This is a genomic window from Psychrobacter sp. TB55-MNA-CIBAN-0194, assembly GCF_040309505.1.
Lineage (GTDB): Bacteria > Pseudomonadota > Gammaproteobacteria > Pseudomonadales > Moraxellaceae > Psychrobacter > Psychrobacter fozii.
The window spans coordinates 251,392-276,642 of record NZ_JBEOOW010000001.1 but is presented as its reverse complement, the minus strand read 5'-3'; the positions used below and the strand labels follow the sequence as shown (position 1 = coordinate 276,642).

The following is a 25,251-nucleotide window of genomic DNA, read 5'->3' as shown; positions in this document are numbered from 1 at the left end:
GATATTTCAAGCGAGATTAACGCTATCACTCTTTTATAGAAGGTTGGCTAGATATTAATAAGCAATTAGCTATTTGGTGCTTGCGTGATGTGCTCATCCCAGTATGGCGGAGCGCCATAATAGTCTGTCATAAAGTCAATAAAACATCTGACCTTATGGGGCAGCAGCTTTCTATGAGCATAGACGGCATATAAGCCCAAAGGGTCGGGCTCATACTCAGGCAACACTACGACCAACTTACCAGTATGTAGTGCATCACTAGCAATAAAAGTCGGTTGTAATATTAATCCTCCACCTGCAATAGCCGCCTCAACGAGTACGTCACCGTTGTTACTGCGGAATATACTATGCTCCTTGAATTGTTTTGCTTTTAGGTACTTATAAATTTGTCCTTTGGTCTCTACATTCATATAGCTGTAATGCAAATAGCGATGCGATTCCAAATCTTCAAGTTTCTTAGGCACGCCGTGGATTTTTAAATACTGAGGCGATGCGCATAAAACCACGCGAATAGGTGCGATTTGCTTGGCGATGAGCGATGAGCTGTCGAGCTGTCCGATACGCAGTGCAATATCAAAGCCTTCTTCAACGATATCAACTTTCCGGTCACTTAGCTGAAGGTCAACGGTGACGGAAGGATATTTTTCTTGAAAATCAGTGATTAGTCTTGCCATATGCTTTAAGGCAAACGAGACAGGCGCACTGATTCGCAAGACTCCCTTGGGGTGCTGCTGTAGGCCGCCTAATTGCGCCGCCATTTCATCAATGCTCAATAAAACCTGCTGCGCATGCGTAAAATATTGGCTACCAGCCTCAGTTATACTCACTTTACGGGTAGTGCGATTAAGCAGGCGAGTATGTAGTTCCTCCTCTAGCTTTGCCACATACTTGCTCACCAGTTGCGGCGAGAGCTGCATCGTGATGGCGGCTTTGCTAAAACTGCCCTCCGTCACGACTGCCACAAAGACGCGCATCGCATCGATTCTATCCATGTTTTTTCCTGTATTTATCCTAATATCAAATATATTATAAACAGTATGTTGATAATTATTCAATATAACTCTGCTTACTCTTTTATATCGTTGATAGTAAAGTGTGCTCATATCATTTCCGACACTATTTATCCTAATCACATATTCTGGAGTAAGCATTAATGACAACATCACTATTAAACAAAATGTTGACATCAAAAGCTGGAGCAGCGGCCTTAGTTCTTCGTGTGCCAGTCGGATTAATTTTGGCAGCCCATGGCGCTCAAAAATTATTTGGCTGGTTCGGTGGTAATGGGCTAGCAGGTACGGCTCAATGGTTAAGCAGTATGAGTATGGAACCTGGTTATTTGATGGCGATATTGGCAGGTGGTGCTGAATTCTTTGGTGGTCTTGCTCTGGTATTGGGTTTGCTAACCAGACCAGCCGCTTTAGCCGCAGCCTTTACCATGTTGGTGGCTATTTTTTCTGTCCATATCAGCAATGGCTTGTTCGCTGACAACGGTGGCTATGAATATGCGTTGACATTGATGGTGGCTTCGCTCGCGTTAATGATACAAGGGGGCGGAAGTTTCAGTATCGACAAAATGCTATCAGGAAAAGTCGAGCAGATTTAATAGCTTTCAGCAGTTTAAAACTTGCGTCATCTAGAGCCATTTCTCAGCTTAAACATTGGTATTTATCATTAGATTATTGAGCATTGAAATGAAGTACAAGGGAGTAAAAGCGAATGGGCAAAGAGTCGATTTCGGTCACACAGCCAGTATTCTTTATCCCTCATGGTGCGGGGCCATGCTTTTTCATGGATTGGCAACCAGCTGATACGTGGAATAACATGGCTACATTTTTAAAAAGTATTTCTAATCGACTGCCTGAGCGTCCCAAAGCAATTTTGATGATTAGCGCGCATTGGCAGACGTCTGAATTTAGTATTACGGCTGGCGAGCAACCTGAGCTCATTTATGACTATTATGGTTTTCCTGAGCATACCTATCAACTGACTTACCCTGCACTTGGCGCGCCAGTATTGGCTGATCGCATTAGTCAATTGCTTACCGATGCAGGTATTACTAATGAAAAGAACACCACGAGAGGCTTTGATCACGGGACTTTCATTCCCTTAAAGCTGATGTACCCTGAGGCCGATATTCCAGTGGGACAGCTATCACTACGTAACAATTTAGACCCGAAGGCGCATCTGGCTGCTGGTCAAGCACTAACATCATTGCGTAAAGAAGGGGTGTTGATTATTGGTAGTGGCATGAGTTTTCATAATATGCGCGGCTATGGCGATGCAAGCTTTACCGCGCCGTCAGAGCGTTTCGATGAATGGCTGACCAACACTGTGGAAACAGCAAATTCGGATGAGCGACTTGTGGCCCTTGCGAATTGGTCAAAAGCGCCTCACGCGCTTGACTCACATCCATTAGGGGTTGAGGAGCATTTGTTACCGCTTATGATAGCGGTGGGTGCAGCAGGACGTGATAAAGGGCATAAGATTTACTCCCAGCAAGTGCTAAAAACGCAGTTGTCAGCTTTTCAGTTTGGTTGAATATGTTGAAACGTTTAATGCGTGGTATTTCAGCGTGGTTGTCAAAAATAAAAACCTCCTTTTAATCTCAGAATCAAAGGATGTTTTAGGTTAATAGAGCAGTTATTAACAACCTATCAAAATAAGAGATAACGTCGCTTATTATTCGTAGTTTGCCACGACATTGTTCCCATCAAGTTCGAATTTATAAGTATTGAGCACGATACTGTCATCATCTAAACACTGACCAGTAGCTAGGTTGAAGCGTTGCTTATAGATGGGCGAGGCCACATAAAGGACTTCTTTTGCTATTCCTGTATCATCTGTAATCGTGGTGCCACCAATCAACCCCCGAGACAATACGTTGGCTTGACTGAATGGATCGTAGTTATCAAGAGCAAATAAATCGTTCTGTTTGGTACGAAAAATAGCAATTTGTTTGCCATCTATGAGGGCGCAGACACCGGTTTCAGGAATGATATCGTCAAGTGTACAAATAGTCTGTTGGTTCATGAGGCGGTATCCTTAGTGATGATAATATTGCTCTGTATGAGTGATAAATCGTGAGTGACAAGCTGCAAGTCACAAAAACATGAGTCCAGAAATATAATTCGAAAAACATGAGTCAAAAAACAGCACCTTGCTTGTTGTGATAACAAACAAGGCACTCATCATTGGCTAAGCCAGTTCAACTAAGTTAATGGTTGCCTTTTCAGCGTCAGTCGCTGGACGAATCTGTTCACGATCGGTCACGAAAACGACATTTTCATCGCCTTGCTCACTGTTTACAAAATGACGGAAACGTTTGAGTTTTTCGGTGTCGTTAATCGTTGCTGCCCACTCACACACGTAATTGTCGACTAACAATTGCATTTGTGCTTCGAGCTCATCTGCTATGCCCAAACTGTCTTCAATAATGACGGCTTTCAGATAATCAAGCCCGCCATCTAAGCTTTCACGCCACTTTGACGTGCGCTGTAGCTTGTCCGCTGTTTTTATATAGAACATAATGATTCTGTCGATGTATTTGACCATGGTTTCGGTATCTAGATCGGTGGCGAACAGCTCGCCATGACGCGGGGTAATACCGCCATTACCACAGACAAATAAATTCCAGCCGTTTTCAGTCGCAATCATGCCAAAGTCTTTACTTTGCGCCTCAGCACATTCGCGCATACAGCCCGACACACCCATCTTGATTTTGTGCGGTGAGCGCACGCCTTTATAACGATCCTCTAATCTCAAGGCGAGGCCAATGCTGTCATCGACTCCGTAACGGCACCAGTTATTGCCAATACAAGATTTCACGGTACGTAAAGATTTACCATAGGCATGGCCAGTCTCAAAGCCTGCTTGCACCAGTTGCGTCCAAATATCAGGCAATTGCTCCATGCGTGCGCCAAACAGATCGACCCGCATCCCACCAGTGATTTTGGTGTACAAATTAAACTGTTTCGCTACTTGACCCAGTACGATGAGCTTGTCTGCAGTAATTTCACCGCCCGGTACACGCGGTACGACGGAATAAGTGCCGTCTTTTTGGATGTTACCTAAGTAGTAATCGTTACTGTCCTGTAGTGGTGTCAGTTCGGTTTTGAGTACGTAGTCATTCCAGCATGATGCCAAAATAGAGGCGACCGTTGGTTTACAGATCTCACAACCATGGCCGCTACCATGTTCAGTCAGTAACTCATCAAAGGTTTTGATACCGTGCACACGAATCAGGCTATATAAATCTTGACGAGAGTACGCAAAGTGCTCACACAAGTCATTGTTTACTTCAAAGCCCATGGCGGTGAGTTGATAGCTGACCGTATCTTTGACCATAGGCGCGCAGCCGCCACAGCCACTACCGGCACTGGTCATGGTTTTTACATCGCTGACGGAGTATGCGCCGTTTTCGACGGCTGAGCAGATAGCGCCTTTGGTCACGTTATAACAAGAGCAGATCGTGGCGGTGTCTGGTAGATTGTCGATGCCCATCACGGGTTTTTCAACATTGGGTAATATCAGACTTTCTGGATGTGCGGGTAGATCAATGTCATTTAAATATAATTGCAATAGGTTGTTATAGTCTTCGGTGTCGCCTACCAATACAGCACCAAGCAAGCGTTTGTTATCAGGTGTGGTGACCAGTTTTTTATAGATGCCCTCAGCAGGGTTTTGATACAGATAGCTTAAACTGCCGTCACTCGTGCCATGTGCATCGCCAATACTGCCCACATCCACACCCATCAGTTTTAACTTGGTGCTCATGTCGGCACCCGTAAATATCTGCTCGCTATCACCAGCAATTTGCGCTGCACAGATACTGGCCATGTTATAACCGGGAGCCACCAGACCAAATACTTTATTGTCCCATACTGCGCATTCGCCCACGGCATAAACATGATCGGCATTGGTGCGACATTGCTCATTGATCAAAATACCACCACGTCCGCCCATTTCGATACCGCATTCGGGGTTGTTTTTAATAAGTCCATCTTGCGGTCTGATACCGGCGCTAAACACAATCATATCGGTCGTTAGAGAGGTACCATCTGTAAACTGCATGGTTAAATGCTGACCATCACCGCTGGTGTCATCAGAGTTCGGCGCAGTATTAGACAGAATCTCTTTGGTGTTTTTCCCCGTCAGCACTTTGACACCCAGTGCTTCTATTTTTCGCTTTAAAATCTCACCGCCAGCGGCATCAAGTTGAACACCCATCAATTGAGGCGCAAACTCGACCACATAGGTATCAAGCCCTAGCGTAACGAGCGCTTTTGCGGCCTCAAGCCCCAGTAAGCCACCACCAACCACCACGCCTTTTTTGACAGTGGGCAGCTCAGCAATCGCTAAAATCTCATCTAAATCCGCAATGGTTCGGTATACGTGGCAATGCGGATGCTCGCGGCCTGGGATGGGCGGCACAAAAGGATATGAGCCCGTCGCTAGCACCAACTCAGAGTACTCAATAATCTCGCCTGCCTCAGTAGTAATACGCTGACTGGCTGAATCGATATCTACAATACACTGATTCAAATGCAAATTAACTTTTGATAATTCATAGGCTGTTAAATCTACTAGGTTCAGCTTACTGGCATCTTTATGTTCAAAGTAGCTCGACAAATAAACACGGTCATAAGCAGGGCGGTCTTCTTCAGCAAATACATGAATGTCAAATTGCTGGTGTAACCCTTGCTCAATTGCTCGTTCAATAAAGTGATGACCGACCATACCGTTGCCAATCACCACCAAATTGCCTTTACTTTCTGTGCTCAATGCAGTGCTACTCATGCGTCTGTCCTTAGTAATGGGGCTGGTTGGGCACGGTCATCGTTTATTTTTTTATCACGCTATAAACGGCTCTGTCCCTCAACAACAGCTGATAAACAGCATTTAATACCTACTATTACAGAGCATTCAATAATCATGCCATGGCACTTTGATTAGCTGGGTTTTTGCGCGTTGCTATTAGGCATAAAGGTATGCCGTATCGGGACCAGTCGCTTATGTACTAAGGTTTTTATGTCAGCATGATTAGCGCTACTATTTGCCAAAAATCAGGATAGATGCCGTTGTTGCCGACTGCGATATCAAAAGTTAATGCACCAAAATAGACACTGCATTGCCCCACGTTGGATGTTATTGCTGTTTATAAGGGAGGCTGATTGAGTGTTTTAAACCTGCTGTGTTAATGCTTTATTAGCATAAGTGTCATGTGTGGTGATGGTTATAGACCCGCCAGTAAAGGCGCTTGGATAATTAACGAGTGCTGACCTTTATACAGATTTGGCAGCGTATACAAATAACTGGCATAACCATTGCACCGCCTGAAACATTGCTACTTATCATTTTTGAATACTGCATTTTTTGAACACTTAGTACATTTAGTATGTTGTCAGAACCCTGAAGTTAATCATTTGAGGAAGTTGCCTATGTCATCATCAGCCCCCGTTGCGCCTAGTAAAGACAAGCTTAATGTTTTGTCATTTACGGGTAAAAATAAAATCCTTCATTTAGGTTGGATGGCATTTTTCCTTACCTTTTTTGTATGGTTCAACCATGCACCATTTCTATCAGCGATTGGAGAAACACTCAATCTGAGTAAAGATCAAATCAAAACGTTACTCATTTTAAACGTAGCATTGACCATTCCTGCCCGTGTGATTATCGGGATGCTGACAGACCGTTTTGGCCCTCGCATTGTTTATACCGCCATTCTAGCCATTGGTGCTATTCCTTGTTTTACCTTTGCGTTCGCTCAGGATTACAATACCTTGGCGCTGTCTCGGTTTTTGCTGGGTTTTGTGGGTGCAGGTTTTGTGGTGGGTATTCGTTTGATGAGTGATTGGTTTCCAACCAATGAATTGGGAACGGCTGAAGGTATTTATGGAGGGTGGGGTAATTTTGGTTCGGCAGCAGCGGCACTATTATTACCAACTATAGCGATTGGGGCTGCAGCAGTTTTCGGTGGTGATGAAGGTTGGCGCTATGCAACAGCCACATCAGGGGTAGTGATGGCGCTTTATAGCATTATTTTTTATAAGATGGCGCGTAATACACCCAAAGGGGCTACTTATTTTAAACCCAAAAAATCAGGTGCCATGATGGTGACGTCATCAGGTGATTTTTGGTTAATGATGGTTTTTAAACTGCCTATGTATTTGGCATTGGCATTATTGGCATGGAAACTATCACCTGATGGTGTGAGCTTGCTGAGCCAGTCTAGTGTCACTATGGTCTATATTGGCCTTGCGATACTGTATGTTTACGAGTTCATCAGTAGCTACCGCTTTAATAAAGAGGTTTTCACGACGCCTGTACCAGTGGCGCATCGTTATGATTTTAAGCAAGTAGGTATCTTAAATATTTTGTATTTTGCTACGTTCGGCTCAGAGCTTGCCGTCGTGTCGATGCTACCTTTGTTTTATCAAGAAACTTTTAGTTTATCGATTGTGATGGCAGGGGTATTGGCATCGAGCTATGCCTTTATGAACCTTATGTCACGTCCAGGCGGCGGTTGGCTCAGTGATAAGTTTGGTCGCAAAATAACTTTATTGATTTTGACAGCTGGTTTGGCCATCGGGTATCTATTGATGGGCTTCCTTGACTCAACGTGGCCATTGGCATTGGCACTATTAATTACGATGTTTTGCTCATTCTTTGTACAGGCTGGTGAAGGTGCAGTGTTTGCAGTAATTCCTCTGATCAAACGCAGCATGACAGGGCAGTTTGCAGGGATGACAGGTGCGTATGGTAATGTTGGATCAGTGGTGTATTTAACGGTGCTGAGTCTGGTGTCTTATCAGGTGTTTTTCTTTGTGATTGCCGCGACAGCAGTGGCTGGATTCTTTGCTTTGTTTTTCTTAAAAGAGCCAGAAGGCATCATTATTGAAGAAATGCCAGATGGTACATTTGCCGAAATACAAGTGAGTCATAGATAGTACGGGGTGAAGACAGATGACGATAGCACACGCCAATAGAAACAATAGTCAAAATGCGGATGAGACGGTAGCTAATATCAATAATTCGTCATCAACAGGGTCATGTCAGTTTGTTGCTATTGATGAAACTGGTGACAGTAAGGATATTGATGATAGCACTGCATTATGGTGGCTTGATTTTTTCACTATGGCAGGTCGCAAGACGGAAAATCAAGACAGTGTACTTATTACCACCTGCTTGCCCTATCGATGTTCAGGTGAAGAATCATCTAGTGCCAATCGCTCAATATCTCACGCAAGATCCTACCCACCCTCATCAGCCCCGTTATTGGTGCTCATGGCAGATGGGGTCAGTGCTTGCCAGTTTCCAAAACAGGCAAGTCGACTAGTGGTCAATACTATTGCTCACAAAATAACATTGGGGTTGACCGCACTGGCACACTCACAAGATGAGACGTCATCCATTAGTTTTGACGACGATCAAGTCGCTAGTCTCATCAAAACAGCAGTCAACAAAGCCAACGATATCCTATATTTTCCTCAAGCGTATCAACGGGTGCCGCCGTTGTTATCTACGTTATCAGGCTTGCTCTGTATCGGTGACCGTATTCACCTGTTTCATACAGGCGACTCTCGAATATACCGCGTTGGGGTAGATTGTCTGACAGTATTGAGCAAAGATCACCGCGTTCATCGTGGCCAAGACAAAGGAGCGCTTGCTGCAGCTATCGGCGCAGATAGCCAGTTAGAGCTACAACAATCGGTATTTACCCTTCATCAAAACGAGTGTTTGGCTATCATGACAGATGGGGTTTATGAGCATATAGAGCCCACAGAGTTGCAATTTGAGCTGTGCAGCAGTGCGACTGATATATTTCAGTTGATGGCAACCACACACAAATTACCGCTAGGTTTCAATACCAGTCAAGCCGTGTGCGAGCAAGCCTTTAGTGCAGGCAGTCATGACAATCTAAGCATGGTTATGCTGAGTATGAACACACGGTCAGCCCATTTTACTTCTATCAATGGCGTTAAGGGTATTGGTCATTTGAATGGCATTGACTTTGATAATCTGGATACGGTCATACATGATGTGAATCGCTACCAGTTGCCAACCGACTTACAGATAGGCGATCATATTGACGGCTTTACTGTGATTGGTATCATTGCCCGCACAGCTCGCAGTCATGTGTACTGGGTACAAGATGAATACAACCGCGACTTTGTCTTAAAATCGCCCAGTTTAGACTCTGTGGCCGATGGCCATTATCTGCGTGATTTTTTAAAAGAACGTAAAATTGGTTTGAGCCTATCAAAACATCGCCGCGCGGGCGAGTCGGCTTACAATCAAGCTGACCCCAATCGATTGCCTATCAGTCCTGCATCCAACAATATTGGTCATAACGTGGGTTCTGGCCTCAGTGAGTCGGGGCTGCTGCGATACTATCCGGTGCCAGCGAGTACCACATACTTATATCATTTGACTGAATATATCGCTGGTGAGAGTTTACGGGACTTTATGGATCGTCATGCGCCTTGTGATGTGTGGCAAACCTTTGATTTACTCACCAAAATTGGCATGGCGGTTCGAGTCATGCATCGCAACTATCTGTTGCATCAAGACATCAAACCCGAAAACATCCTTTTAACCAAATCTGGCGCCGTTAAACTGATTGATTTTGGTTCCGCCAGTTCCTATATCTTAAAAGACAGCACTCGACCACCAAATGGTGATTTGCACTATGCTGCACCAGAATATTACACCGATGCACCAAAAGGCGTGCATTCTGACTTGTTCTCGATTGCAGTGATTGGCTATGAATTGCTGACGGGGCAATTGCCATTTAATACCCAAACACTAATGATGCCAAATCAAACATTACTAATGCCCGCGCAGCCGCTACGGCAGCAGAACGTACCTGACGCCAGCCAACAGGCACTCATGCGTGCGCTGCATGTCAACACCAACGCGCGCTATCAAGCCATTGGTGAGTTTTTACAGGATTTTAACCCCGATAATAAGGCACATAGCCGTGACCCAGAACCCCTCATTAAGCGTAAACCTCTACTGGTATGGCATGGCATTTGCTTCATAGAGTTTGTCATCATTTTATTGTTGTTGGCGTACTTTTCATGACACGCTGTTTTGCATTCAATGCTGCTCCGCGCGGCTAAGGAATTTTCTGTTTATGTCGCTATCTATGTCGCAAGCCTCCACTAGGGTAGATACTCATACCAACACTCACACCTTAGCATCAGAACATCAACAAAACGCTGGCATCGTTATTATCGGGGCGGGCATGGCAGGCAGTCGCTTTGCCATTGAGCTTGCTCGCACACAATCGAATGATGATAAATCCCGTTTGCCAATTACGTTAATCAGTAAAGAGCCGCACGTGGGCTATAACCGAATTATGTTGTCACCAGTATTGGCTGGCGACACAGCGTTTGAAGATACTTATTTATATGACAACTCAGAGTATGAGCAGCTGGGTATCACCGTACTGGCTGGGGTTGCGGTAGAGACAATAGATACCAAGTGCCAGTGTATTGAGCTAGATGATGGGCAAACACTCAACTATACCAAGTTAGTAATGGCCACAGGATCAACTGCCCGAGTCATTCCATTCCCCAATCACACAGCTAAGGGCGTGCATGTGTTTCGAGACCTTGCCGATGTGACCGCTCTGATGGACTATGCCCGTCAAGGAAAAACGGGGTTGGTGATTGGCGGTGGCGTACTGGGATTGGAAGCTGCCTGCGCGTTAGCGGCACAGGGCGCGAGCATGACGGTCATTCATATGGACGGTTATGTACTCAATCGCCAACTAGACCTGCCAGCGGCCGAGCTTTTGCAAGCTGAGCTCAGTCGCCGAGGGGTTGATCTCGCAGTTTCTGCCCATACTGAGGCCATTGAGATGAATGATGCAGGAGAAGTATGCGGATTGTCTTTAAAGGACGGGCATACGCTAGCGGCCGATTTTATCGTGATGGCAGTGGGTGTGATACCCAATACAGCGCTTGCCAAACAAAGCGGGCTTGAGGTTAATCGCGGTATTGTGGTCGATAATTTTATGCACACCAGTTGTCCCAATGTTTATGCCATTGGTGAGTGTATAGAGCGAGAGGGCGAGCTATTTGGAATGGTGGCGCCGGTCAATCAGCAAGTGGATACGTTGGTCACGGTTTTAAAAGATGACTTGATAGAAAACGATATAAATGTGATAGATGGCAAAGCCACCGTGCCAGATCACTGGGTTCCTTTTGTAAGTAAACCGCTGTCATTAAAATTGAAAGTATCTGGTATGTCGGCATTTTCTGCAGGACAAATCGCTTTTGATGACGAAGCCGCTGATACTGTTGAGACCCTCGTATATCGTCAGCCTGACTTAAACCATTATCATTGTCTGTACCTCAAAGAAAACAAACTCATTGGCGCTGTACTTTATGGGGACACCAGCGACGGTAGCTTTTACAGTCAGTTGATTATAGATAATGTTGATATTACGCCCATCAAAGACACACTCATATTTGGCGAAGCATATTGTCATTTGGACGAAATTACGCTTAACAATTCGCTAACTACGGAAGTAGATGTAGAATTTAATGATACAGACAAGAACGTCAATCATCATAAAGTGGCCGAACTGTTAGAGGATGCATTATGAATGATGCTACCGCCAATCAATCTGCTGCTAGCAAAGTAGTGTCAGCTAATAAATCGAACAACCTACCTAATAGCGTACAAAAAACGACAGGCCACGTCATTGAAACACGTGACATAAGCGCCGCCAAAAATACAGAAAAAGCACCGTCGTTATCTAATGGTAATTTGATTAATAGCTCGATCACTACTATCCGCACGACGTGCCCTTATTGCGGTGTGGGATGCGGTGTGTTAGCGAGCGTGAATGCAACAGAGGTGCTGAGCGTCAAAGGAGATCCTGAACATCCGGCTAACTTTGGTAAATTGTGCTCAAAAGGGAGTGCGCTGGCACAAACATTGGGCACCGCACGCCGCTTGACCGAGCCATATTATCAAAACAAGCAAGCAGTCATGCAACAGCATCAGCCTATGCAATTGGATAATAATTTTAATGCTAGAAACCTATCTGACAAGCCACTGATAGAGCAGATAGACTGGGACACCGTTTTAGATGACGTAGCCAGTCGTTTAAATGACACCATCGCCAAATACGGGCGAGACAGCATTATGTTTTATGTCTCAGGTCAATTACTGACTGAAGACTATTACGTCGCCAATAAATTTATAAAAGGGTTTATCGGTAATAATAACATCGACTCCAACTCTCGGCTGTGCATGTCATCCGCAGTAGCTGGGCACAAACGCGCGTTTGGCGCAGACCTTGTGCCGGGTAATTACGAGGATTTAGAGGCTTGTGATTTATTAGTGCTGGTAGGCTCCAATATGGCATGGTGCCATCCTATTTTGTTTGGTCGATTTTTAGCCGCCAAAAAAGCCAATCCTAATAAAAAACTGATTGTGATAGATCCGCGCCGTACGGACTCTTGCGAGTTTGCCGATTTGCATTTACCAATTGCTGCGGGCACGGATACACATTTATATAATGGGTTGTTGCATTACCTAGATCAGCAGGGTTGCCAGAATGATGAATATGTTAGCCAAAGCTTGGGCGTTGATGATGCGGTGAATGCGGCCAAAGCATGGAGCATTGATAAAGTCGCCAGTGCTTGTCAAGTGTCTGCGGAAAGTATCCTCCAGTTCTATGAATGCGTTGCCGCCACTGATAAAACAGTCACTGCCTTTAGTATGGGCGTCAACCAATCGCAAAGCGGAACCGATAAGGTCAACGCCATTATCAACACTCATTTGTTCACAGGGCGTGTGGGCAAAGTAGGGGCCAGTCCGTTTTCACTCACTGGACAGCCTAATGCAATGGGTGGACGAGAAGTAGGCGCCCTTGCTAATTTGTTGGCGGCGCATTTAGAACTAGAAAATGCCGATCACCGGCAGCTTGTGGCAGATTTTTGGCAGTCGCCTCAGACTATCTCCCCAAACGTGGGTGTGAAAGCCTGCGATGCTGCCGCTGCCATATTGGATGGTCGTATCAAGGCCATTTGGATTATGGCCACTAACCCTGTAGTCAGTTTGCCAGATGCTGATAATTTTCGCCAAGCGCTTGCTGCATGTGATTTGGTGATTGTCTCTGATTGCTCGGTAGACAGTGATACGGTGAAGTGTGCCGATATTGTATTGCCTGCTCAAGGGTGGGGCGAAAAATCTGGAACGGTCACCAACTCTGAACGGCGCATCTCTCGACAGCGGACATTAATGCCTGCAGCAGGGCTTGCCAAACCAGATTGGTGGATACTGTCTCAAGTTGCCACACGCATGGGGTTAACGGAATTTGATTACCAACACCCAAGTGAGATATTTAATGAGCATGTGGCATTGACCGCTTATGGCAATACGCACAACCAAAGCCCATCCAATTCTAATAAGACCTATCCTCGCTACCTGAATCTTAGCAAAGACTTGTCTGCTTTAATGACAGATGAGGTGCCAGCCGATAAACCTGCTCAACAACATATTAGCCAGCATATTAATCAGAACCGCAATCAAGCACATCAGCCAATCGCACTCAGTCAGCAAGCATACGAAGAGCTGTTACCATTTCAATGGGGTGGCACGCGTATCTCTATGATTGATAAGATAAAACCTTTAGAAAACGAGATCATTAATTCCGCTGCTACTATTACTAAGGCACAGTTAATCGCTATTACGCCCTCTAATGAAGCGAGCATAGCCAATGTGCATCGACGTCAAAGAAGGAATCCCCCTCAACCGATTGGTGAGAATCAATCGCCCTCTAAACAAGAGCTTGAGCATGATAATCAATCTGAAAGCCAAGCGATTCATTTACGCCTGATTACGGGCAGGCTGCGTGATCAATGGCATACCATGACTCGTACTGGCCTTGCACCGCAGTTAAATCAACATCAGCCAGTACCGACTCTGACCATACATCCTAATGATGCACGGCAGCTAGGTGTTCAAGACAATGACTTTGTGCAACTGCATCGTAGGTATGAAAACTACGGAAAGTATGAAAGCTATGAGAACGGCGTGACCAGTGATGGCATAGTCAGTGATATCGCGATGAGCACGGCTAAAGATAGTAATAAGCCAGCGAGTACCGTGATGGCGCAAGTTGCCATTAGCAATACGTTGCGCGTTGGTGATGCATTTATGCCCATGCATTGGAGCAATGCTTTTGCTAGCTTCGCTCGTGTAGGTCCCATTATTCCGACTGTCGTCGATCCGCATTCAGGGCAGCCAGAGCTCAAAAATTCGGCGATTAGTGTCACGCCCGTTCCTATGCAATCATTTGGCAAGATTTTGGTGCATCCTGAGTGGCAAGACGCCGTTATAGTGCAATTACGTACTATTTTGGCCAATTTTTCTGCCAAAGTGTCAGAGAAAGAATTGTCTGAAACAAAATGTGAGATACATTCAAATAATATTTTGTCAGAGGCACTACCTGCACTCACTTGGAGTTTGAGTCATCAAAGTAACAGCGTCTTGATCAATCTCGCTAGCCCGATGGTGGAGGCTAGCAGTACCTTAGCGTGCCCCGAGTTTTGGCAGCAGTTTATAGCATCTATGCAATCATTATCACAGCCAAACTCTCAAGAGCATGTCATGCATACGGCGTTTACGGTCGATAATGTACAGAATCAATTGCGTTTTATTGTGACGCAATCTGCACCTGAGATAGACTCAAATAACCCTGCTATAAATCGTCAAGTATCTGATGATGAAAAGCCCAGTACACAACTGATTATGGCTGTTTATGTTGCCCCAACGCAAAAACAATTACCGAGTGTACGCTGGCTCGATAGCTGCTTTATGGATACCAGTCAAATACCTGTCAATCAACGATATAAATGGTTGCTAGCGGGGCGTCCTGCCAGCGGTTATGTCGATCCAGGACCTTTAGTGTGCTCATGTATGTCAGTTGGAAAAAACACCATTCTCAACGCTATCACACAGCATGGTTGTACTAGTGCGACGGCAGTGGGTAAGCAGTGCCGAGCAGGTACCAATTGTGGCTCTTGCGTGGGGCAAATCAATGCATTAATCGCAGAATGTGCCCCCTTGGCGCAAGCTTAGATAGTCGTGTGGCACGTCGCTTGCAACCTTTTATATGCAATTACTGGTTGAGTGTTGTGTTATGAACAATAAGCTATTTTAGAGTAGGGGTTTATTCACAACTTTGCTTTTGGTTGCCCATTTTGCTGTATTCACGCTGTTATCAGGAGTCACCATCATGACCAATATATCTGCCGCTACCTCAACGCATGAGACCTATCAGCTAATGGGTCAACACTGCGCAGAAAACGTGCAAACTTGCACCAAAAGAGGCACTGTGCATCTGATTGGCGCAGGATCTGGTGACCCTGAACTCTTAACCTTAAAAGCGTGGCGAGTGATGCAGCGTGCAGAGGTGGTGTTGTATGACAGTCTGGTGTCTGAAGATATTTTGGATATGTGCGCGACTACGGCTGAAAAAATATTCGTTGGTAAGCGCCGCGCCAACCATGCATTGCCACAAGAAAGCATTAATGAGCTACTGGTCAAACACGCGCTGGCAGGCAAGATAGTGGTTCGTTTAAAAGGTGGCGACCCCTTTATTTTTGGACGTGGTGGTGAGGAGCTACAGGAAGTGGTGCGTCATGGCATTCATTTTGAGTCTATTCCAGGTATCACTGCCGCAAGTGCTGCTGCTAGCCGTGCAGGGATTCCACTAACGCACCGTGACCATGCTCAGTCGGTCAAGTTTGTCACTGCTTGCAAAAAAAATGGCGCGCCTAATAATGATTATAGTGAGCTAATGGACAGCAGCCAGACAGTTGTGTTTTACATGGGTTTGCACCGTTTGCATGAGATGACACAAGGGTTGATAGCAAGTGGGCGCGACAGTGAGACGCCTTTTGCCATTATTAGCCATGCCAGTATGCCAACGCAGCAGGTACTTATCGGTACATTAAGTGATATCGCTGATCGGCAAGCTGAAGCAAAACTGCCAACACCTGCACTTTTAATCATGGGTGATGTGGTCGCTTTATATCATGAGTTTGCAGGCTACAATCTTGGCAATCTGGATAAAACGTCATTTATAGATGTGAATGAAGTCATAGATAGTGAAGGTTTAGCACCCAGTCTTGAGAGTGTTGTGTAAGTTGAAGCACGCCTAGTAAAAAATACTAAAAGTGTCTACAGCTAATCATCTCATACTGGGTCAAAACGAGCAGAAAGCTAAAACCAGAATTTGACCCCCGCAGTCAAACTACTGCTATCAATCGATTCATCTTCTTGACGCCGTTGACCACGAGCCTTGCCAAGCACTGTCTCATAACTAACACCCACATAAGGAGCTAGCTGGCGACTGAACATCTCGTAAGTCAGCCTAATCTCAGCTTCCATCTCATTAAAGCCCTTGGTAATACCATTATCATGGTCGTCTTTACTAAAGGCAGTCAACCCCACCTCCGGTATGACCACCCAGTGCTGATCCAAACGCCATTCGTATTCTGCACCTAAATCAAGACGAAGTTGACCATCGGTATATAAGTAGGCTCTCGCATCGGTTTCGATGAAATAAGGCGCGGTGCCGACAATACCTGCCATCACTGCAGCGTTATCGTTTTCAGTATCGTAAGCGACACCAGCTTCACCATTCCAAAAAATGCTCAGTGGTTTCCAATAAGCAAGCGAGCTCAAGCTATCTATTTCTTTATCATCTTTAGTCTGAGCACTACCTTCCGTGCGTAGTCTTATACGATTGCTATCAGTACCGTACCAACCCGTCGCCTCAAAGTTGATTTGGTCTTCATCAAACTGATAGCCCAAGTCGTCTACTGACACTCCCCATAATGGCATGCTGCCCATCATCATTGGCTTACCATACTGTCCGTAGGGAACCCCATTTGAATAGTCTGGACTGCGAGCATCGGCTGGTGGCTGCCCCCCTTGCATACCAGACATATCCATGCCACTGTGATCCATACCAGACATATCACCTGACATATCCATGCTGCTATGATCCATACCTGACATATCCATGCTGCTATGATCCATACCAGACATATCACCTGACATATCCATGCTGCTATGATCCATATCAGACATATCACCTGACATATCCATGCCACTGTGATCCATATCAGACATATCACCTGACATATCCATGCCACTATGATCCATACCAGACATATCGCCCGACATATCCATGCTGCTATGATCCATATCAGACATATCACCTGACATATCCATGCCACTATGATCCATACCAGACATATCCATGCTGCTGTGATCCATATCAGACATATCGCCCGACATGTCCATACCACTGTGATCCATATCAGACATATCACCTGACATATCCATGCCACTATGATCCATACCAGACATATCACCTGATATATCCATGCCGCTATGATCCATATCAGACATCTCAGCAGCTGTTGCAAAAGAGGATGTGAGCAAGACTAGCGATGACAAACCAATAAATGGCAGATTTTTCTTAGATATTTTCATAATAAGCCTCATATTTGAAGGTTTGTTAAACAACGGCAACTTCTCGGAACATACCAGCTTCCATGTGATAAAGCAGATGGCAATGCCACGCCCATCGCCCAAATTCACCCGTCACATCAAAGCTAATCTTTTGCGCAGGTTGCACCACAATCGTATGTTTACGTACCTGAAAGTCTCCAGATGGCGTGCGCAAATCACTCCACATACCATGTAAGTGCATAGGGTGATTCATCATAGTGTCATTGACTAAGGTAATACGTACGCGCTCGTTAGGCTTAATATTGACAGGGGTTGCATCCTTAAACATGACACCATCTAACGCCCAAATATAGCGCTCCATGTTACCTGTTAAATGTAGCTCGATCTCTCTAGTAGGTTTGCGCTGCTCTGCAAATATTGCCTCATCGACAGAGCGTAGCTGACTATAATTCAGCACGTCACGATTGATATTACGCAGGTTAATACCGGGGTCATCGAGGTTCATACGTGGACTGTCGACACGCATATCAGATTTGAAGTCATACTCTGTTTTGGCGTGCTTTGCTTTATAACCATCAGCACCCATCGCACCCATCATATCGGCCATGGTTAGCCATTCGATCTTATCCATAGCAGGTATTGCGGCACGAGCACCTTTTTTGGTTGCAAGCGTGGTCGAGACATAGCCTGAACGATCAATGTTTTGGGCAAATATGGTATGCGCGTCTTGAGTAGGCGTGACGATGACATCATAGGTCTCAGCTACGCCAATACGGAAATCATCAATATCGACAGGTGCGACGTCAATACCATCTGTTGCCACCACAGTCATTTTGAGACCCGGTATACGCACATCAAATATCGTCTGTGCTGAGGCGTTGATAAAGCGTAGTTTGACGGGCTGTCCCGCTTTCACTAGCTGTGTCCAATTGGCTGCTGTGGTCTTACCATTCATCAGATACGTAAAAGTTTTTTCACCAGACAAATCGGTGAAATCCGTTGGCATCATGCGCATCTTATTCCACATTTTGCGCTTATCATGAGCGGCTTCTAGATCTGTTGCGGCAATATCAGACAATAGCTTTTTGAAGTCTGGCAAGTGGTAGTTATCAAAGTCAGCACGCTGCTTTAAGAGTTTCAAGAGATTATGCGGATCGCGGTGTGTCCAATCACTGAGCACAATAACGTGGTCTTCAGCGACTGGATGACGCTCACGGCCTTTTGGCTCAATCACAATGGCACCCAGCATACCGGTTTGTTCTTGGAACCCACTGTGTGAGTGATACCAATAGGTGCCTGATTGTTTAAGTTTGAATGTATAGGTAAAGGTGCTGTTCGCAGGAATACCATCGAAGCTGATACCTGGCACACCATCCATCTCAAATGGAACGAGCAAACCATGCCAATGGATAGAGGTTGATTCATCCATTTTATTATGAACACGGATGATGACTGTATCGCCTTCACGCATCTTTAGCGTTGGTGCTGGCAATGAGTCATTAATCAGTGTTGCCATACTCGACTTGCCATTGACGATAACGGGCTTTTTGCTGACATAAAGGTCAAACTCGTTGCCAGTTAAGATGGGTACGATATGGTCAGATTTATCACTGTTGACGGTTACATTTTGTTGCCCTTTACCGAGCGCACTATTGGCAATAGACGGCAGCGTAGATAGCATGGATGCCCCTAACAAAGTAGAAGACCCTGTTAAGAAACGCCTGCGGTTAAGCATATTTTTGTTCATAATAATTCACCTAACTTAATCCGTGAAATGGGAGTTGAGTTCATATAACTGTTGGCTCATTAATAGAACAGAATGAGCTATCTTAGCCGTCAATCAAAATATATCTGATACTGCGGCGATTCAATGATTGCATAAATAGCTGTTGAGCCAGCCTTGTTAAGCTGCGTCACTTTATAAGGCATAGACATTTTTTATTTAGCAGCTTTTTACTTAGAGACTCTGTACTTAGAGACCTTGCACTTAGAAGTCTTGTATTTAGAGTTCTTATATCTAACAGATTTGACTCTGTGTATGGTCAAAGCAACAGAGGTTTTAATCTATGTTGCTCAGTGTGCCATAGTCGCGTCAGTGAGTGACATATCTAATATCTCGTCATCGAATCTAGTGGTCAACATCGTATATTGATCCGTATTCAGTTTGGGTAATTCTCTGATAAAAGCCACCATCGCCCACATTCTGTCATCATCATGAGAGGCGCCCCAAGCGGGCATTCCAGAAGCCATAATACCGTGTTTGATGGCCCAAAATCCTTGTCTTGCACCAGCCTCACTTTGGTAGCGCTCAACGATATCTACATTGGTAAAGTTTGGCGGTTTCGGATAGAGGTTGTTACTCAAGTCTGTACTTGTGATACCGGGTGATAGATGACAGCCTGCACACATATCTTTATAGTCTGCGCCACCTGAGCTTATCATTTCTACCTTTTCTAAATCTGGAACCAGGATATCTTTACTTGCCCATTGAATTGAGCGATTGCGAGCGGTTTCTAATAAGTTGTAGACGATTGGACTGTGTTTCTGATCAGCACCAACGTTGACGATACCACTTGTGATAACAACAAAAATACCAATTACAATGGCTACAATAGTGAATACTACGCCCAATAAAAATTTCATACGTTCATCCAAAAAAACTATTTTGTCACTCACCACTATCTAATGAATAAAATCGACTAAGTCATGATGAGTGTTGAACAAAGTTATTTCTTAAGAAGCGCTGTTATTGGTAACACAGTGTTTTTTATACATCGCTTTCATTTTTTCCATATTGGCCATCATTGCTTTCATTGATGGATCGTTCATATCCATCTTGCTATGATCCATTTTTTCCATCATCTGCATGTGCTTTTCCATTTTTTCACAATTCATCTGATCTTTTTCAGCATGCATTTTTGGATCATGTGCCATAGCAGAGGTTGAAACGACTAAGGCAATAGCGGATGCTACGATTGATTTAGATAACCACATAATTAATCCTTTTTTTGGTTTGATAATAGTATTGATAGTTGAAGTTATTGAATCTGTCTAAAGTATAAATAAAAGTTTCTGACAGGAGCATGACTGCAAAATGACAATATTGTCATCTTGCAGATTCTGAGCGATGCTAAAAGCGTAGTGGGCTTGGTAAATTTATAACTTGAAAAAGAATTTGCCATGACCAAAAAGAGATAGAGTGACAGCGTTAAATCAAATTAGAAGCAGTCATGCAGTCATTGGGTGATAAGGTCAGTCTGAAAATGGTTGTTTAGTATTTGGGTTAGAAATAGCGACGAATACGTTATCTAACTGGTAGAACTAAGCGATTGGAAGTAAACTATTTGATGGCATTGCTAGAGCGAAACAGGCTGGCGCACTCTATTACATCTTTATATAGTCGGTTCAATATAATTTGGATACGAGGAAGCCGAGTGAAAGTACTACAATTAGTAGACTAAGCGAGACTGACACCGTATCCAATTTATAGAGGATTGACTACATGCTTTTTAGGGCACAACTATAATAATTTATTAAGGAAAGACTATGCATATCACGGCTAATTTCGATGCAGGTAATATTGATATTATTAATTTAGACGATAAAAAAGACATTAAATTAGCGATTCGTCCAGACGTTGGCGAAGAGTTTTTTCAGTGGTTTAACTTTCGTCTGTCCGGTCAGATAGGCGAGCAGTATGTCCTCAATATTCTGAATACAGGGGAGGCGTCATATCTGGAAGGGTGGGAGGATTACCAAGCGGTTGCTTCGTACGATCGTCAGCATTGGTTTCGTCTGCCAACCTCTTATAAAGAGGGAAAATTAACCATCGTGGCAGAGCTAGAATGCGAAACCATTCAAATTGCTTATTTTGCGCCCTATAGCTATGAGCGTCATCAAGATTTATTGGCGGCAGTACAAACGCACCCATTGGTAACGTTAGAGCACTTAGGCGAAACGCTTGATAAGCGCGACTTGACGCTAGTTAAAATTGGTGATGGTGACAGTAATAGTGATGTGAATAAGCGCAATATATGGATTACCGCTCGTCAGCACCCAGGTGAAACGATGGCTGAATGGTTGGTCGAGGGTTTATTGTATAGCTTGTTAGACAGTGATAATGCGACAGGCAAACAGTTACTAGACAAAGCAAACTTCTACATCGTTCCTAATATGAACCCCGATGGTAGCGTGCGCGGACACCTGCGTACTAACGCGGTAGGGACCAATTTAAACCGTGAATGGGAAAGCCCAAGCTTAGAGAAAAGCCCTGAAGTATTTCATGTGATTAATAAGATGAAAGAAACTGGCGTTGACCTTTTTTATGATGTGCATGGTGATGAAGCACTGCCGTATGTGTTCCTTGCTGGCTCTCAAGGGACACCCAGTTATAGTGACCGTCTCGCACATTTACGTGATAGATTTTCAGACGTATTAAAGTTGGCTAGTGCCGACTTTCAGTCTGAAGTTGGCTATGAGATTGATGCACCGAGTACTGCCAATATGACGGTTGCAACCAATTGGGTTGCTGAGCATTTTGATTGCCTTGCTAATACGTTAGAGATGCCATTCAAAGACAATGACAATCTGCCTGATGAAGAGATGGGCTGGTCACCAGAGCGCTCTGCTAAATTAGGTGAAGCATCGTTAGTGGCAATGCTTGCTGTGGTGGATGATTTGCGTTAGTTTGATTTAAGTAAGAGAAAAATCCAACGTTTTTTATCAGTGCAATGCCATTAATATCACAACGATATTAATGGCATTTTTAGGTTTGAGATAACACGAAATTGCGCTTATTGACCGTTTGATAAGTCTCAGACTAAAGACAGCCAATACGATGAAAAATGTATTAACTTATAATGTTTACGCTTACTTTTGCCAATGACTAAGCTTTAATGAAAATAGCTTCTTCACTCAAGCGTGACTTAGGTATCTTGGCATTAAAATCTTCATCACTGCGGTACCCAAACGATACCACTGCCACGGCAGAGTATCCTTTGCTACGTAAGTCGAACTCTATATCAAGTGCCTGTAAGTCAACACCTTCCATGGGTACGGTATCAATACCCAAAAGTGCGCTGCCCAATAGTACTCCGCCCATGTTGAGATATACCTGTTTGGCAAGCCAATGTGGCTCATCTTTGGTATCGAATCGATGCATGTCTAAAAACAATTGGCGACCTTGATGCATCTGTGCTTTGAATTCTGGCTGCGCATAACGACCATCTTGATCTTCTTTGTCTAACACAGCTTGCAGATACTCATCATCCGCATGAATACGAGTACAAAAAACCACCACGTGTGAGGCATCTAGCACTTTAGGTGTATTAAAGTGAAAGGCACCTTGAGTGCTTTTGGCAATACGTGCTTTGCCTGCGTCATCATCTGCAATCACAAAGCTCCATGGCTGAATATTGGTGCTTGATGGACTCATTTGTAACATGTCTTTTATTTGCTCAAAATCCTCAGCAGATATTTTTTTGTTCGCATCAAATACTTTAGTGCTGTAACGCCAGTTTAGTGCTGCGTTAATGGTTTTCATAATAGTCCTTAGGTACAGCTGGCTTCAGTTTGTTAGCCAGCTTTTGATATGAGTATATTATTGTTCTAAACGTTGTCAGACCAGCCTTCAAGTACGATTTTACCGTGAGCTTCTCTGTTCTCTAGCATTTGGTGGGCATGGCGTAAGTTATTAGCAGTAATAGCACCAAGCTCATGAGCAATGGTGGTTTTTAGTTGACCGGCATCAATCATGGTGGCCACTTGGTTTAACAAGCGATGCTGCTCGATCATGTCTGGTGTAGTAAACATTGAGCGGGCAAACATAAATTCCCAATGTAGGCTCAAGCTTTTTAGTTTCAATGCGTTGGCATCTAAGGCTTTAGGGTCATCAATGAGTCCCAATTTGCCTTGAGGTTTTAGGCATTTGATGATTTCAGCGTAATGCTCTTCGGTGTTGTTAAGGCTCACCACATAATCGACTTCAGTAATGCCTGTTTTTTTCAGCTCATCTGACAATGGATTGTGATGATTAATCACATAATCTGCGCCTAGCGTTTTTAACCACTTGACGCTCTCATCTCGTGATGCAGTACCAATAATGACGGCCTGTGTTCTGGTTTTTAGCAACTGAGTCATGATTGAACCCACGCCACCGGCTGCGCCAACCACTAAAATAGTTGGGCGGCTTTCAGTCGTTTTTGTATCATCAGAATTTTCGCTAGGGGCAACGGGCACTTGCAAGCGATCAAACAACATCTCCCATGCTGTTATCGTCGTCAAGGGCAGGGCAGCGGCTTCAGAAAATGACAGTGATTCTGGCATACGTCCTACAATACGTTCATCAACCAATTGGTACTCGGCATTGCTGCCTGAGCGGGTCAAATCGCCTGCGTAATAGACGCGGTCGCCTATTAAAAACAAGCTAACATCTTCGCCAACGGCAGTGACCACACCCGCAGCATCCCAGCCAATAACGGCAAACTCATCCTTTGGTGCTGGTCTTGATTCACGGATTTTATAATCCACAGGGTTGACTGAGATGGCTTTTACTTCGACCAAAACGTCACGGCCTGATGCCACTGGTGTGTCTATAGTAATGTCTTGTAACGCCATCTCGTTATTGATGGGTAAGTTGTCTTGATATCCGATTGCTTTCATAGTCGTAGTCCTAAATGTTTGTTTGTGGGTATGGAATAAAAATTATAGTGTGGGCGTTAATATCTGTTGGGTGTGTTGCATGAGCTTGGCAATGGCTGTTTTATTCAGGGCATCGCTATGAGGTATGCCAAATTCGCCTCTCTCATCACCATGCTCACCGTCTTTGATATCATTATCGAAATATCGACCTGTCTCAGATGCAAATTCATCGGCAATGGCCAGTGCCACTAAGATGTCAGCGCCTTTATCTGCTGGAGACCAGTGCTGTCCGTAAGCATCATTTGCCATGCGGGTGTTGAGTAATGAGCCGGGGTTGACGGCGATCACGTTGATGTTATCGGCTTCTACCTGTTCAGCCAGTGCCATACTCCACATGGTCAGTGCCAGTTTGCTTTGCGCATAGGCATCTTGATCGTTCAGTTTTGTGTGCCCAATCATGGCTTGTGGCGATACGACTTGCTGCGCCGCCGAGCTTAAATTGATAATACGGGCAGGCATGCTATCGCTAAGTTTGTCGTTAGATTCTTTGACCGCTGATGCACTCATTAACGGTAGTAACGCTTGGGTTAATAAGTAAGGGGCAAAGTAATTCACCACAAAGCGCACGTCGAACCCTGTCTCAGTCTGAGCGTTTGCTACTTTGAACACACCCGCATTATTAATCAGTACATCTAAATCTATTCCGGCAGCTGTAAACTTGCTTGTTACTGCATCAGCCATATGCTGAACATCGGTTAACGACGAAAAATCAGCCACGAAGCCATCAACGTCTACTTGTTGATTGGCTTGGGTTGCAGCGATTTTAACTTCTGCAATCACATCGGCAAGCTTATTGGTATCTCTACCATGCAGATAGATATTGTGACCCAGTTGTGCAAGTTTGATAGCGGCCAATTTACCAATACCATCGGTACTGCCTGTGATTAAAATAGTCTTTTGCATTTTTTATCCTTATTTATTTTCAAATGGTTTATTTTTAAAGCCGTGTTATTTATTCGATGTTTTCTATCATGGTTTATAATAATCAATCTGATTACCTGTAACCAGTAGCGACCAACGAAAACACTTTCAATATATTTT

General features: G+C 44.4%; 18 protein-coding genes. 8 read left to right on the top strand and 10 right to left on the bottom strand.

Annotated elements, in window-relative coordinates; translation table 11 throughout:
* Positions 1 to 65: 65 nt before the first annotated feature.
* Positions 66 to 992, bottom strand: coding sequence for a LysR family transcriptional regulator (locus AAEY75_RS01055; protein WP_352257855.1), 927 nt, complete (start codon positions 990 to 992; stop codon positions 66 to 68).
* 161 nt (positions 993 to 1,153) lie between these two features.
* Here AAEY75_RS01055 and AAEY75_RS01050 point away from each other — a divergent pair, with 161 nt between their 5' ends.
* Together AAEY75_RS01050 and AAEY75_RS01045 are read left to right on the top strand one after the other, a co-directional pair.
* Complete coding sequence (locus AAEY75_RS01050; RefSeq protein ID WP_352257853.1) at positions 1,154 to 1,606, top strand: DoxX family protein; 453 nt, start codon at positions 1,154 to 1,156, stop codon at positions 1,604 to 1,606.
* 113 nt (positions 1,607 to 1,719) lie between these two features.
* On the top strand, positions 1,720 to 2,541 hold the full coding sequence (locus tag AAEY75_RS01045) for a DODA-type extradiol aromatic ring-opening family dioxygenase (RefSeq protein ID WP_352257851.1): 822 nt from the start codon (positions 1,720 to 1,722) through the stop codon (positions 2,539 to 2,541).
* Positions 2,542 to 2,682: 141 nt separating this feature from the next.
* Here the strand turns inward: AAEY75_RS01045 and nirD are convergent, their stop codons facing one another.
* Both nirD and nirB read right to left on the bottom strand, forming a co-directional pair.
* Entirely contained in the window at positions 2,683 to 3,033 is a 351-nt protein-coding gene (gene nirD, locus AAEY75_RS01040; protein WP_352257849.1) for a nitrite reductase small subunit NirD, read from the bottom strand.
* Positions 3,034 to 3,198: 165 nt separating this feature from the next.
* Positions 3,199 to 5,799: a nitrite reductase large subunit NirB gene (gene nirB, locus AAEY75_RS01035; RefSeq protein WP_352257847.1), complete on the bottom strand. Its 2,601-nt coding sequence runs from the start codon at positions 5,797 to 5,799 to the stop codon at positions 3,199 to 3,201.
* A gap of 641 nt (positions 5,800 to 6,440) precedes the next feature.
* Here nirB and AAEY75_RS01030 point away from each other — a divergent pair.
* From AAEY75_RS01030 to cobA, 5 genes are all read left to right on the top strand, one after another.
* On the top strand, positions 6,441 to 7,949 hold the full coding sequence (locus AAEY75_RS01030) for a NarK family nitrate/nitrite MFS transporter (RefSeq protein ID WP_194196420.1): 1,509 nt from the start codon (positions 6,441 to 6,443) through the stop codon (positions 7,947 to 7,949).
* Between the two features lie 16 nt (positions 7,950 to 7,965).
* Positions 7,966 to 10,086, top strand: coding sequence for a bifunctional protein-serine/threonine kinase/phosphatase (locus AAEY75_RS01025; protein ID WP_352257843.1), 2,121 nt, complete (start codon positions 7,966 to 7,968; stop codon positions 10,084 to 10,086).
* Between the two features lie 52 nt (positions 10,087 to 10,138).
* Complete coding sequence (locus AAEY75_RS01020) at positions 10,139 to 11,617, top strand: NAD(P)/FAD-dependent oxidoreductase (protein ID WP_352257841.1); 1,479 nt, start codon at positions 10,139 to 10,141, stop codon at positions 11,615 to 11,617.
* Positions 11,614 to 15,105 (top strand): molybdopterin-dependent oxidoreductase, encoded by a 3,492-nt coding sequence (locus AAEY75_RS01015; protein WP_352257839.1) that lies wholly within the window; start codon positions 11,614 to 11,616, stop codon positions 15,103 to 15,105. The genes AAEY75_RS01020 and AAEY75_RS01015 overlap by 4 nt, the downstream gene beginning before the upstream one ends.
* Positions 15,106 to 15,262: 157 nt before the next feature.
* A complete protein-coding gene (gene cobA / locus AAEY75_RS01010) occupies positions 15,263 to 16,174 on the top strand; it encodes a uroporphyrinogen-III C-methyltransferase (protein WP_197217060.1) in 912 nt (303 codons plus the stop codon).
* A 77-nt stretch (positions 16,175 to 16,251) separates the two neighbouring features.
* On the opposite strand, the gene AAEY75_RS01005 is transcribed toward cobA, so the two are convergent.
* The 4 genes from AAEY75_RS01005 to AAEY75_RS00990 form a co-directional block, all read right to left on the bottom strand.
* A complete protein-coding gene (locus AAEY75_RS01005; RefSeq protein WP_352257837.1) occupies positions 16,252 to 17,532 on the bottom strand; it encodes a copper resistance protein B in 1,281 nt (426 codons plus the stop codon).
* Between the two features lie 25 nt (positions 17,533 to 17,557).
* Positions 17,558 to 19,258 carry a copper resistance system multicopper oxidase gene (locus AAEY75_RS01000; protein WP_320158633.1) on the bottom strand — a complete coding sequence of 567 codons (1,701 nt, stop codon included), beginning with the start codon at positions 19,256 to 19,258 and terminating at the stop codon, positions 17,558 to 17,560.
* A gap of 326 nt (positions 19,259 to 19,584) precedes the next feature.
* Positions 19,585 to 20,154 carry a c-type cytochrome gene (locus AAEY75_RS00995; RefSeq protein WP_197217064.1) on the bottom strand — a complete coding sequence of 190 codons (570 nt, stop codon included), beginning with the start codon at positions 20,152 to 20,154 and terminating at the stop codon, positions 19,585 to 19,587.
* A gap of 90 nt (positions 20,155 to 20,244) precedes the next feature.
* Complete coding sequence (locus AAEY75_RS00990) at positions 20,245 to 20,505, bottom strand: hypothetical protein (protein ID WP_197217066.1); 261 nt, start codon at positions 20,503 to 20,505, stop codon at positions 20,245 to 20,247.
* A gap of 552 nt (positions 20,506 to 21,057) precedes the next feature.
* Between AAEY75_RS00990 and AAEY75_RS00985 the strand changes: the two genes are divergently transcribed.
* The gene (locus AAEY75_RS00985) at positions 21,058 to 22,197 is read left to right on the top strand and encodes a M14 family metallopeptidase (RefSeq protein ID WP_352257834.1); all 1,140 of its coding nucleotides are present in this window, start codon (positions 21,058 to 21,060) and stop codon (positions 22,195 to 22,197) included.
* 199 nt (positions 22,198 to 22,396) lie between these two features.
* On the opposite strand, the gene nfsB is transcribed toward AAEY75_RS00985, so the two are convergent.
* The 3 genes from nfsB to AAEY75_RS00970 form a co-directional block, all read right to left on the bottom strand.
* On the bottom strand, positions 22,397 to 23,053 hold the full coding sequence (gene nfsB, locus AAEY75_RS00980) for an oxygen-insensitive NAD(P)H nitroreductase (RefSeq protein WP_352257832.1): 657 nt from the start codon (positions 23,051 to 23,053) through the stop codon (positions 22,397 to 22,399).
* Positions 23,054 to 23,118: 65 nt separating this feature from the next.
* Positions 23,119 to 24,171: a zinc-binding alcohol dehydrogenase family protein gene (locus AAEY75_RS00975; protein ID WP_352257830.1), complete on the bottom strand. Its 1,053-nt coding sequence runs from the start codon at positions 24,169 to 24,171 to the stop codon at positions 23,119 to 23,121.
* A gap of 42 nt (positions 24,172 to 24,213) precedes the next feature.
* Entirely contained in the window at positions 24,214 to 25,113 is a 900-nt protein-coding gene (locus tag AAEY75_RS00970) for an SDR family NAD(P)-dependent oxidoreductase (protein ID WP_352257828.1), read from the bottom strand.
* Positions 25,114 to 25,251: the final 138 nt, after the last annotated feature.